Annotated in this window: 8 protein-coding genes; all 8 read right to left on the reverse strand. The window is 73.7% G+C overall.

Annotated elements, in window-relative coordinates:
* A partial coding sequence (locus tag ACY45C_RS03970) for an aminotransferase class I/II-fold pyridoxal phosphate-dependent enzyme (protein WP_462186291.1) occupies positions 1-580 on the reverse strand: 580 nt, incomplete at its 3' end.
* Positions 581-584: 4 nt separating this feature from the next.
* The gene (locus ACY45C_RS03975; protein ID WP_462186292.1) at positions 585-1,103 is read right to left on the reverse strand and encodes a beta C-S lyase family protein; all 519 of its coding nucleotides are present in this window, start codon (positions 1,101-1,103) and stop codon (positions 585-587) included.
* 9 nt (positions 1,104-1,112) lie between these two features.
* Complete coding sequence (locus ACY45C_RS03980) at positions 1,113-2,336, reverse strand: cytochrome P450 (RefSeq protein ID WP_462186293.1); 1,224 nt, start codon at positions 2,334-2,336, stop codon at positions 1,113-1,115.
* A 28-nt stretch (positions 2,337-2,364) separates the two neighbouring features.
* Positions 2,365-3,651, reverse strand: coding sequence for a beta-ketoacyl synthase N-terminal-like domain-containing protein (locus ACY45C_RS03985; protein WP_462186294.1), 1,287 nt, complete (start codon positions 3,649-3,651; stop codon positions 2,365-2,367).
* The gene (locus ACY45C_RS03990; protein WP_462186295.1) at positions 3,648-3,905 is read right to left on the reverse strand and encodes a phosphopantetheine-binding protein; all 258 of its coding nucleotides are present in this window, start codon (positions 3,903-3,905) and stop codon (positions 3,648-3,650) included. Before ACY45C_RS03990 ends, ACY45C_RS03985 begins: the two co-directional genes overlap by 4 nt.
* Before the next feature lie 9 nt (positions 3,906-3,914).
* On the reverse strand, positions 3,915-5,147 hold the full coding sequence (locus tag ACY45C_RS03995) for a hydroxymethylglutaryl-CoA synthase family protein (protein ID WP_462186296.1): 1,233 nt from the start codon (positions 5,145-5,147) through the stop codon (positions 3,915-3,917).
* Positions 5,144-10,762: an alpha/beta fold hydrolase gene (locus ACY45C_RS04000; RefSeq protein WP_462186297.1), complete on the reverse strand. Its 5,619-nt coding sequence runs from the start codon at positions 10,760-10,762 to the stop codon at positions 5,144-5,146. The genes ACY45C_RS03995 and ACY45C_RS04000 overlap by 4 nt, the downstream gene beginning before the upstream one ends.
* Positions 10,763-10,799: 37 nt before the next feature.
* Positions 10,800-12,761, reverse strand: a 1,962-nt coding sequence (locus ACY45C_RS04005) for an SDR family NAD(P)-dependent oxidoreductase (protein ID WP_462186299.1), incomplete at its 5' end; no start/stop codon positions are given.

Consider the following 12,761-nt stretch of genomic DNA (forward strand, 5'->3'; position numbering starts at 1 on the left):
CCCCGTACAGCCTGCCATCGCTGACCGCGGCCTTGCCCACGTCGAGGAAGAACTGGCCGAGGTCGGCGATGCCTAGACGGTCGGCCATGCGGCGGCAGTCCAGCCACGCCAGGTAGGTGCCGTCCGAGGCGTGGTGGGTGACGTCGGAGCCGAAACAGCCCAGCAGGTCAGCGAGTATCCGCTGGTTCCCCTCCAGGTAGCGCATCGTCCGCCGCAGCCACAGGTCGCCGCCGGCGAACGCGGCGACGCTGCCCTCGACGCCCAGGATGCCCACGCCGTCGCGGTCGCGGGGCCGCATACCCATCAGGCGCTCGTGGTCGGCGGGGCTGCCGGGTACGGCGAGCGCGCACTGCAGGCCGGAGATGTTCCAGCCCTTGCTCGCCGACATCGCGGTGACCGACGAGGTGGCCGCGGCCCCGGGCAGTGAGGCGATCGGGACGTGCTCACGCCCGGCGTACACCAGGGGCGCGTGCACCTCGTCGGAGATCACCACCGCCAGGTGCCGCTCCGCCAGCCTCAGCACGGCGCGCAGCTCGGACTCGGTGAACACCCTGCCGGTCGGGTTGTGCGGATTGCACATGAGGCTAGGTGCTGGCCCCGTCGGCGAACGCCTTGGCCAGGCCGGGCAGGTTCAGCCGCCAGCCGTCGTCCCGCAGCTTCATGCCGTTGGGCACCAGCACGCGCCCGGCGGCGGTGACAGCCTCGAAGAACGGCGGGTAGGCGGGGACGTCCACCACCACCGCGTCCCCCCGCTCGGTGAACTGCTCCAGCGCGACCTCGACCACCCGCATGGTGTCCGGGAACGGGATCACCATCGCCGGATCCACCGACCAGCCGAACCGGCAGCGCAGCCAGTTCGCGAACACCGACTGCAGCTGCGAGCTGGTGGTGAAGGTGTAGGCGTAGCCCAGGTCGCCGCGGTCGAGCGCGTTGCGGATCGCCTCGAGCACCGGCTCGGCGAGCGGCAGGTCCATCTCCGCGAGGAACGACGGCAGCACCTCGGCCGAGTACCGCTGCCACTTCTCACTGCGCCGGGCGCTGAGCACCTCCAGCCCGAGCGCGTCCAGCATCTGGTCGTCGACCATCTCGTCGTGCGCCGCCACCGGTCCCCCTCACCACGCGACGGGCAGCTCGCGCACACCGTGGATGCCGAACACGTGGTGCCAGAACGGCACCTCCTCCGGTGCGACGGCCAGGCGCAGGCCGGGCACGCGCTCGAACAGTCGGCCCAGCACCACCTGGAGCTCCACCCGGGCCAGGGTCTGGCCGAGGCACTGGTGCGGCCCGAACCCGAACGCGACGTGCCCACGCGCCGAACGCCGCACGTCCAACCGATCCGGGTCCGGGTAGACCTCCGGGTCACGGTTGGCCGAGGCAAGCTGGCACACCACGCCGTCGCCCGCCCGGATGCGAACGCCGCCCAGCTCGACGTCCTCCAGCGCCACCCGGCTCATGCCGATCTGCATCGCGGTCTGGTGACGCAACAGCTCCTCCACCGCGTTCACCACGGTCGCCGGGTCGTCGCTCAGCACGGCGAGCTGGTCGGGGTGGCGCAGCAGCAGGGCGGTGCCGGTGCCGATCATGGTGGCGGTCATGTGGTGGCCCGCGGCGAGCAGCAGCCACGCCACCACGGCAACCTTCTCACGGTCCAGTTCGCCGGTGGCGACGTGCCTGACCAGCAGGCGGCTGACCATGTCATCGCCGGGCTCCCGCTCCTTCGCCGCCACCAGCCCGTTGAGATGCGCGAGGATGTCGTCCTTGGCGCGCGTCATCTCCTCGACCGAGCTGCGGCCGTTGACCAGGATCCGGGTGCTGGCCTCGAACAACTCGTGGTCCGCGCGCGGCACCCCCAGCAGCTCGCTGACCACGGTCGACGGCACCGGGTAGGCGAGCATCGCCATCAGGTCCACGGGCGGCCCGGCGGCGAGCATCGCGTCGATCCGGGCGTCGGCGATCTCGGTGATCCGGGCTCGGGACAGCTCGGCCTTGCGCGCGGTGAACTCCACTCCCAGCATCCGCCGGTACCTCAGGTGCTCCGCACCGTCCGCGCGAACGAAGGTGCCCCGCAGCACCTGCGGCGCGGCCTGCCGGAACATGCTGGGGAAGTTCGGGCGCCCGCTGTCCGCGCTGAACCTGGGGTCCTCCAGCACGGCACGCACGTCGCGATGCCTCGTCACCACCCACGCCTCCTGCCCGCTGGGCAGCAGGGCGCGGAACACGGGTTCCCGTTCCTGCAACGCCCGATAGCCGGGGGGAAGGTCGAACGGGCATCCTGGTGCCTTCTCCTGAGGGAAGGGCACCAGCTTCCGGGTCGTGTCCGATTCGGCCGTGCTCATCGCCACCTCCGTCTCGCGGGCGCTCACGCTAGGCAGTTCGGGCCTGGCGCTCTGCCCAGAACTGAGCAGTCACGCGTCGGGGTGGGCGAACACGACCGCGGTGTTCAGACCACCGAACGCGAAGCCGTTGGACAGGGCGAACCCGAGCGCGGCCGGCTCCGCCCGCGCGCCCGTGAACCGGCACACCGGGTCCACGACATCGACCAGGTTCGGGTTGGGGTGCACATAGCCCCCCCCGCACCTGGAGCGCCGTCGCCACCGCCTCCACCACCCCGGCCGAGGACAGGCAATGGCCTGTCAGCCCCTTGGTCGCGTTGACCCGCGGCCACGGTCCGTCGCCGAAAACCGCGCGCAGCGCGGCGGCCTCCACGCGATCACCGGTGGGAGCCCCGGTTCCGTGCGTGCTGACGTAGTCCACCCCGGACGGCGCGATCCCGGCTCGGTCCAGCGCGAGGCGTATGGCCCGCGCCTCGCCCTCGGCCGACGGGTCGGCGAGGTGGTTGCCGTCGAGCACGGCCGCGTGCCCGGCCAGCCGCACCACGGCCGCCGCGCCGCGCGCGGCGGCCGACGTCGCGGTCTCGAGCATCACACAGGCCGCCGCCTGACCCGCGTGGAACCCGCGATGGCGGCGGTCGAACGGCGCGGCGGGCCGCTCGCCCTGCTCCGGGCTGGCCGACGCCATCGCGCCGATCAGCAGGAAGCCCTGCTGCTGGGCCGAGGACAGCTCGGTGAGCGCGCCGACCACCAGGCACGCGTCGAGCGACCCGTCGGCCAGCATCCGGGCAGCGGTGATCAGGCCCACGTTGCCGCTGGCCGACGCGCCGCCCGCGGCGCAGCCCTCACCGCGCAGGCCGAGGACGCGGCTCAGCGTGCCCACGTGATCGGTGTCGTAGTGCCGCAGGGCATACCGGGCGGGCACCCGGCCGGTATGCGCCGCCTCGCTGTAGCTTTCGGTCAGGTTGCTTCCCGCCACCACGACACCGACCCGCTCGGCGGGCGGCCCCGTCTCGGCCAGACCGGCGCCGACCCACGCCTGCACGGCGGTGGCGGTCGCGGCCCGCACGGGCAGCGGCGCGCGGCCCGCGGTGCGCACGGCCAGGCGGCGCAGGGCGTCCGGCACGTCCTTCATCGCCGCCAACACGCGGTCGAGGTCGAACCCGTCGAGGCGGGCGGCGAACGCGGGGCCGATGTCCGGCGGCGCGGGCGCCGGACACGCCGCCAGCGCCACCCGGCCGTCCCGCAGCGCGTCATCGAACGCGCCGACGTCCGGCGCGAGCGCGCCGACCTGGCCGAGCCCGGTGACCACAACGCTCACGAGTAGGTCCGCATCACCCGTACCAGGGCGCCGATGTCATGGCCCTGGTGGAACTCGTGCACGGGCACCGTGATCCCCAGCTCCTCCATCGTCAGGGTGACGATCTCGGCCCGGTCGATGCTGTTGCAACCGAGCTCGGACAGCGTGCGGTCCCAGGTGAAGCCGCTTTCCGGCAACTCGGGCACGACCTCCAGTGCGATGCGTCGCAGGGCTTCGAAGACGCGGCGGTCCTCGTCGCCGTCCAGTTCGGTCACAGCGACTCCTCAGATCCACTCGTACTGTCGGTGGTAGCCGCGCACCCCGGTCAGCGCCAACAGCTTCGGCCGGTTCACCACCCGGTCGAGCAGCCCGGCCCAGGCGTCGATGTCGACGTCCCGGTCGGCTACCGGCCGCAGGCACCCGGCGGCCTCGGCCTGCAACCGCCGGTACTCCGTGAAGTCGACCGGGGCGCGGTCGGCCAGGCGCCGGGCGGTGGCCGCCTCCCGTACGGCGGCCACCGACTCGGGGCCGACGACGCCGCTGTAGAACTCCGACGCACAGCCGGAGCCGTAGGAGAACACGCCGACCCGCGCGGGCACGGTGTGCTCGACCTGGTCGACCAGGCTCGCGAGCGCCAGGTACACCGACCCGGCGAACACGTTGCCGACCTCGCCCGGATAGACCAGCGACGGCGCGACCCGGCGGGCGAAGTCGCGGTCGATCTCCGCGGCGCCGGCCCGGTGCAGCCGGCGCATCATCCGGCGGTGCCCGGCGCGCACCAGGCCCGCGAACGGCGTGTGCATCACCAGGTGGTCGAAGGTGGTGGCGAAGTCCGCGCCCTCGACCACGGACCGGTAGTCGGCGAAGCTGTGGTACAGGCATTCGAGGTAGGCGACCAGGGAGCGGTCGGCATCAGCGATGTCGAGGTCGGGCGCGGGGCGTGCCGAGTCCAGCGTCTCGAAGCTGTGCAGTCCGTAGGCGCCCGGGTCCGGGGTGAACACCCGCGGCCGGTCACCCAGCAGCAGGGCCACCGCGCCGGTGCCGGTGACCGGCTCGGCGTACCGGGCTCGCTCGTCGGCCAGCGACACGTCGGTGGAGATCAACAGCGCCTTGGCGCCCGGCGGCCCGGACGCCAGGTAGCCCAGGCACAGCTGGAGCGCGGCGGTGGCCGAGTAGCACGCCTGTTTCATCTCCACGACCCGGCAGCGGTTGCCCAGCCCCAACCGGTCGTGCACGTACGACGAGATCGACTTGCTGTAGTCCACGCCCGACTCGCTGGTCACCACCAGCAGCTCGATGGCCCGCAGGTCCGCCTCGGGCACCCGCGCGAGCAGCGGCGCCGCGGCGTTGACCGCGTTGGTCACCGGGTCCTCGAAGGGCAGTGCGACCGACCGGCGGTGCATCTCCAGGTTGCCGAACCGCCGATGGTCCAGACCACGCCCGTCGAACACGGCCCGTACCTCCACCGCGAGGCTGCCGCCGTAGACGTCCAGCGCCTCGATGCCGACCTCCGTCATGTGCCCTCCCCCAGCTCGACCTCGGACACGAAGGCCGCCAGCACGTCGGACACCTCGCGCGGATGTGTGACGCTCGGGAAGTGCCCGGCGTCGGGCAGCTCGTGGTAGCGGGCGTCGGGTATCGCCCCGTGCATCAGGTGCGCGGTCTTGAGCGGCACGATGCCGTCGAGCCGCCCGTGCACCACCAGCGTCGGCACCGGGATGTCCGGCAGGCGTCGCAGCAGGTCCGGCTGCTCGGCGAACACGTCCAGATACCGCAGGCCGATGTGTGGCGCCATGCTCTCGCAGCGCAGCAGGTGTTCCAGGTACTCGGCGCGCCGCTCCGCCGCGCCCTGGACGCCGGCCGCCACCAGACGGTCGACGTCCTCGGCGACGATCCGTTCCAGCCGGTTGATCTCCCCGACGCGGTTGGCGTACCGGTAGGAGCTGCACAGCAGTGTGAGCGACCGCGCCCGGTCGGGGTGGGCCAGCACGAAGCTCTGCGCCAGCAGCCCTCCGAACGACGAGCCCACCACGTGCACCGGCCCCGGCACGCCCAGCCGGTCCAGCGCCGCCCGGTACAGGTCGGCGATCCCGGCGAGCGAGATGTCACCGGCGGCGGTGGTCGCGCCCACCCCGGGGTGGTGCACGACGACCAGGCGGAAGCGGTCGGACAGCGCGGCGAACTGGCCCGCGAACACGCCGGCACCGATGTTGAACGGCGGCATCATCAGCACCACCGGACCGGTGCCGCGGCTCAGCACCTCCACGTCGCCGTCGGGCAGGCCGAACACGTCCTGACGGGTGCCCGGCGCGGCCGCGCGCATCACGGCCAGATTCGCCGACAGCGGCCGGTAGCCCTCGTCGAGCGCCTCCCGCACGTCCCGCGGCACCCCGGACACCGGGTGGTAGCGCGCCTGGGCCGCCTCGGCGACCCCGAAGTGCGACCCGCCGCCGGCCTCCACCAGGTCGACGACGTGGCCGGGGTCGGCGAACAGGGCTACCAGCCGTTCGGCGGCCTCGTCGACGAACGCGGCGTCCGCGCCCAGGGGCACCGCCAGGCGAATGATCGTGCCGTCACCGGACAGGTGCGGCCCGCCGCGTACCCCCGTGCCCTCGTAGAGCCAGGCCAGGCAGGCCTGCACGGGGTTGCCGAACCCGGCGAACCAGGCCACCCGGCTCACGTCGAGCAGCACGCAGTGCGCCGACGTCCCCTCGACCAGGGGCACTCCGCCCGCGGTGAGCCGGCCGCGCAGCCGCGCCACCAGCCCGACCCGCTCGCGCACCAGATCCGCCATCGGACCGGGGTCGGCGAGCGCGGCCGCCAGCATGGTCCGCGCCGACAGGTTCGGCCCGCGTCCGCGGAGCACCACCTGCTCGGCCAACGTGTCGTCCGAGGTCACGACAAGACCGCCGAGGTCGACACCGAAGTCCTTGGACAGGCTCAGCGTCGCGGCCTGCGCCAGCCGGAGCGCGTCCACCGCGATGTCCAGCGGGTCGCGACCCCGCTGCCCGGGTTCGTGCGCCGAGATCAGCACCGCGTTGTCCAGCAGCCGTGTGGCGTCCAGCACGGTCGGCACCCCGTTGTCGCGGGCCAGCTCGACCGCGCCACGCAGGTTCGCCAGCGACATCGGCAGACCGCCGGTCGCGTTGCACGCGGGCTCCAGGACGACGAACGACACGTCGTCGCGGCGGCGCAGTTCGTCGCCGAGGACGGCCAGGTCGACGTCGCCCGCGAACGGACCGTCGCCTGGGCACGTCGGCAGCGGCGGGGCCGGGGTGAAGCCGAGATCGACCAGGTTGAACAGCCAGGTCGGGAACAGCGAGTTGTGCAGGACGGTCCCGCGCCGCCCCGGCCAGGCCCGGCACAGCGACGATTCGGCGGCGCGGCCGCTGGCGGTGAGCACCTGGTGCGGCAGCGGAGACCACGGGGCGACACCTGCGTCGTTACCTGCGTCGTCGTGGGTGCGGGCGGTGGCCCGGTCGGCGAGCTCACGCAGGCGGGGCGGCATCCACGGGTCCGTGCGCTCGGCCCACGAGTCGGTGATCAGGTCGATCTCGACAAGATGGTGCGGGATGCGTACGGGATTGTGACCGTGCGCGAGCAGCACGGTCGAACGGTTCCGCCGGACGGCGCTCCGATCCGGTGGGGCCGCGTTCGTCGGGGCGACGACCGGCTCGGCGGGCACGGTGACCGGTGCTGTCGCTGGTGCCACCCCCGCGAAGGTCGGAGCGCGCGGCGTCGTCGCGGCCGTCGCGCCCACCCGCGGCTCGGAGGCCCGCGCGACCTCCGGGTCGGCGATCATCAGGATCACGTCGGCGACCGGGGCGACATCCCCGCCGGTCGGCTGCACCAGGTACAGCGGCAGGTTCTCGGTGCCGAACTTCTTCTTGAACTGGTAGTTGCCGCTGCCGAAGATGCCGACCGAACGCAGCTCGTCGAGCGCCTTCTCCACCTCCGGCGACGCGTTCGGCGACTCCGCCACCCGCACGCCGAAGCTCGCCCCGAAGCTGAACACCCGGCTGCCTTCCCGGGCCAGCAGCCCGATGACGCGCACGATCGCGAACTCCAGGCCACCCAGCGGCATGTCGTCCGGATAGAACTCCACATCCAGCAGGTAGCCGTCCTCGAACGGGATCTTCGCCACCACCACGGCGTTGATCAGGTTGCCGTCCACATAGGTGAGGAACACCCGGTGGCCTTCGGGCAGTGCGCCGCGGACCAGCTCGTCGCGCACCCGCCCGACGTACGGGTTGACCATCCGCTTGCTCGTGGCCCACCGGTCGAGCAGCCCGGCCAGGGCCGCGTCCGTCCGCGCGTCCGCGCCGCTGGTGTACTCCTCGACCCGGCACTCGCGGGCCCCCCGCTCGAAGCGGCGGACGAGGTAGCGCAGTTTCGAGCGGCGCCCGCCCTCCAGCGAGAACGAGTCGATGCTCTCCAACCTCTGCAACGCGCCGAACGGCGTCGCGGTGCACGGTTGTCCGTCGAGCTCGTCCAGCCGCAGCAGGGACAGCAGGTTCGGGCGCCGCCCGCGAGCCCGCAGGAACCGGGCGTACTCGTCGGCCAGCGCGGCGAACCGGTCACCGGCGCCGACGTAGCTCCACACCAGCAGGTCCCGACCTCGGCGGGAGCAGGCGAAGTAGCCGGCCCGGTCCCGGCCCAGGAACAGCACCGGCGCGATGTCCCGGCCCGCCAGACCGGTCTCCCTGCCGTGCACGGCGTCCAGCTCGGCGACCAGCCGCCGCAGCGCCGGGTCCCGCGCAACCTCTGCCCGCGTGATCAGCAACGCGCCGCCGGCGGCGCCGGCCGGTGGTTCGGAGGTGGGCGGTGGTTCGGAGGTGAGTGGGTCGTCGGCGGGCGCGACGCGCAGCAGCGTGTCGGAGCCGTGGTCGGCGGCCAGGTGTGCGGCCAGGTCGGCGACGGTGGGCCGGTCGAACAGCAGCGTCTTGCGCTGGCTGCCGAAGTGCTGCTCCAGGGCGCTGATCGACCGCAGCATGTCGAACGACGTGAAGCCGTTCTCCTCGAAGGTGCGGGTGGGGTCGAGGGGGCGGTCGAGGGTCCTCTCCAGGAAGCGGACCAGGGCCTCCTCGGGAGCGGCCCGCGACGCCGCCGCCGGTTCCGCTGAGCCTGGTGCGGCGGCGGCCGGAGAGTCGGCCGCGACCCGATGGCCAGCCCCATCCCCGGATGCCGGTGCGGCCCCGGACGCCGCCCCGGTCCGGAAGGTCGTCGCGATCCGGGCGCTGAGCGCGGGCACGTCGTCGTACTCGTACAGGTCCGCGCCGCGCAGGTCCACGTCGTAGACGTCATTGAGCGTCCGGGAGACGTCCATCCGGAACACCGAGTCCAGGCCCAGGTCGGCGAACGACTTGTCCCCCACCTCCTGCGGTGTGACCCCCAGGACCTCGGCCACGACCGCGCGCACCACCTCGGCCACCTCGCCGGGATCGGCGGCGGCGGCGGGGGCGGGACCGGGATCGGTATCGGGTACCGGATTGGAAGCGGCGGCCACCGGAGCGGGGGCCGGAGCCGGAGCCGGAGCGGCAGGAGCGGGGGCCTGGGCGGGCACCGCCGGACCCGCGAGCCGGGGCTCCGGCGCGACGCGGTTCAGCGGCGTCAGCACGACCTTGCGACGCGCACCGCCGGTTGGACGCGCGCCCTCGGTGCGAGGCGCGCCCCCGGTTGGACGCGCACCGTCGGTTGTCGTAGCCGCGTCCATCGGCGCCTCTCCCTTCGATGTCCCGTCGGCGGCCACCAGGTCGGTGAACCACAGTCGTCGCGGGTTCATCCGCACGGGCTCCAGCGCCGCGCGGCGCGGTGGTTCCCGGCTGTGCCAGGCCTCCAGCACCACGTGAGCGTTCGTGCCGCCGAACCCGAAGCTGCTCACGCCCGCGCGCCACACGGGTTCGCCGTCCTCATCCGGCGCACCCCGCCACTCGACGGTGCGGTCGTTGATCCGGAACGGCGAGCCCTCCAGCCTGAGCCGAGGGTTGGGCTCGACCAGGTGCAGATGGGCGGGCAGCACGCGGTGCCGCATCCCGAGCAGCACCTTCAGCACGCCCGCGATCCCCGCCGCGGCCTCCAGGTGCCCGATGTTCGTCTTCACCGAGCCGATCGCCACCTGCCCCGCCCGCGGGTGCTGTCCGTGCTCGGCGTACAGGCGGTCGAACGCCTGCCGCATCCCCTCGACCTCGACCGGGTCGCCCAGCGGCGTGCCGGTGCCGTGCGCCTCCAGGTAGCTGACCGTGGTCGGCGCGACGCCGGCGTCCCGGTGCGCCTCGTACAGCACGTCGGCCTGTGCGCGGGGGTTGGGGGCGGTGAGCGACGGCGACCTGCCGACGTGGTTGACGGCGCTGCCCAGGACCACGCCGTGGATGCGGTCGCCGTCCACGACCGCGCGGTCCAGGGGCTTGAGCACCAGCACACCGACGCCCTCGCCGCGCACATAACCGTCGGCGGCGCGGTCGAAGGTCCTGCAGCGATGGTCGGCGCTGAGCATCCCGGATTTCGTGAACACGTCGAACAGACCGGGACTGAGGTTGACGTTGACGCCCCCGACCAGCGCCAGGTCGCACCCGCCGTCCCGCAGTGCCCGGACCCCGCGGTGGATCGCGACCAGCGCGCTGGAACAGGCGGTGTCCACGACCTCGCTGGGACCGCGCAGGTCGAGCAGGTGCGACACGCGGTTGGCGAGGATCGACCGGGCCAGGCCGGTGGCCAGGTGCGCCTGCCGCGGCAGGTTCGCGCGGGCGATCAGCTCGTTGTAGTCGGCGGTGGCCATCCCCGCGAAGACGCCGACCCGACGGCCGGCCACCTCGTCCGCCCGGTACCCGGCGTCCTCGAGCGCGCGCCAGACGGTTTCCAGGAACAGCCGGTGCTGCGGGTCCACCAGGCGGGCCTCGTTCGGTGACATCCTGAACAACGCCGCGTCGAACTCGGTCACCCGGTCCAGGAAGCCACCGCGGACGTCGCCCAACAGGTCGGCCCGGTCGGCGGGCGCCGGGCCGATGAGGTCCCGTCCGGCGGCGAGGTCTCGCCAGAACGACTCCAGGTCGTCCGAACCGGGCATCCGGCCGGCCATGCCGATGACCGCGACGCGCCTGTCCGCGACCGCGTCGGCTGCCGTCCCGATTCCCACCGGGCCCACCTGACCGGCGGCCGCGTGCTCGCAGGACTCACCGTCGCCGAACCGGCTGACCCGGCGCCGTCCGCCCGACGGCCACCGGCTCGGGGATCGGCTGCCCGACGACGTCACCGACCACGGCCACCGCGGGCGGGACGGGCGCAGCGGACGAAACGGGTGCAGCGGACGAGACGGTGACCGGACGGGCCCCGATCGCCCCGACCGCGGCGCCGTGGGCGGCGACCAGGTAGTCCGCGACGTCGGCCAGGGTCGGGTGCTCGAACAGTGCGGTGACCAGCAGGTCCAGGTCGTAGCGGCGGTTGATCCGGTCCACGGTCTCGGCCAGCGTGATGGAGTCGAAGCCCAGGTCCATGAGCTCGGCGGTCACGTCGATCTCCGCGGGCGGCACCAGGAGGAACTCCGCGGCCAGCTCGCGCAGCCACCGCTCCACCGTTTCCCGTAGCTCGCCGCTCGACAGCGCCTCCGCGTCAGTCGCGTCCGCCGGAGCGGCAGCCGCCCGCGCCGGAGCGGCCGGCGTGGACTCGCCGCCGGTGGGGCGTTCCATCACCAGACACCGGCCGGTGACGCCGTTGAGTACCGCGGCGAACACCCGCTCCCCGACCGAGGACCGCATCGGCGCCATGGACCATCGCCGCGCGAACAGCCGCTGTGTCCCCTCGTCCACGGCCATCCCGCCCTCGGCCCACAGCGGCCAGCCGATCGCCGTCGTCCGGCCACGGCGCAGCCCCCGCTCCCGCAGCCGTTCCCGGGTCTCCGCGAAGTCGAGCTGGAACGCGTTGCCGTAGGCGTAGTCAGCCTGGCCGACGTTGCCGGTCTCCCCCACCAGCGAGGCGAACAGCACGAAGAACTCCAGCGGCTCGTCGCGGGTGGCCCGGTCCAGCAGAAGGGTGCCGGTCACCTTCGGCCCGAGAACCTCCGCCACCTCCTGCGCCGTCTTGCGCACCGCACGGCTGTCCCGCGTCACCCCGGCGGCGTGCACGACGCCGTGCAGCGCGCCGTACCGGGCCCGCACGTCGACGACCAGCCCGTCCACGTCGGCGGGCGACGCGAGGTCGGTCGGCCGGTACCAGGCGGCGGAGCCGCCGCGCCACAACCGGGACACCGCGCTCTCGTCGACCGGGGAACGCCCGACCAGCACCAGGTTCACCGGCGCCTGGTCGGCCAGGAGACCGGCGAACCGCAGTCCCAGCGCACCCAGACCGCCGGTCACGAGGTAGGTGTGGCCCGGCCGCACAGGCAACCGCACGTCGGCGGGCAGCACGGCGGGCAGGGCGGTCAGCTCGCGCACCTCGCGTGCGCCGTCGCGGTAGCGGACCTCGGCGACACCGGTCGCCGTGTGCTGCGCCTCTCGTACCACCAGGTCAGCCCACGGGTCGCCGATCCCGACGACCAGCCGCACCGCCCGCACCCCGCTGTGCTCCAGCGCGAGCGTCTTCAGCACGCCGCCCAGCGCCGAGTGCTGCGGCTCGTCGGCCCGGTGCGCCACGACCAGCCGCAGCGGCACCCGCGTGTGGCGCCCGAGGACGGCGGTCGCGCCCCAGAGCAACGGGTCGACCACCCGCGTCGACGTGCGCGGGTCGGGCAGGACCGGGTCCCCCACCAGCGGGCACAGCACCACCAGGGCGTCCGGCAGCGGCCCCGACGCGAGGTCGCGGACGTCCGCCACCTCCACGACCCGCGCGCCCACCGCCGCGAACGCCTCGGCCGCGGCGTGCCGCGAATCCGGCTCCGCGCCCACGATCGCCACCTCGCGCACGTCGCCGGGTGGACCGGGGTTCACCGCCCCCCACACCGGCTCCAGGTAGTCCGCGGCCGGGGCCGGGGCCGGGATCGGGATCGGGATCGGGGCCGCCGTCGCGGCTGGGACCAAGGCCGGGGTCGAGGCCGGGGCGTCGGTGTCGATCCAGAACCGCCGCCGCTCGAACGGGTAGGTCGGGAACGGCACCCGCCGCGGCGCCGGGTCCGGCCACAGCCGCCGCCAGTCCGCCCGCGC

The sequence above is a fragment of the Frankia sp. CcWB2 genome (genome assembly GCF_977927585.1).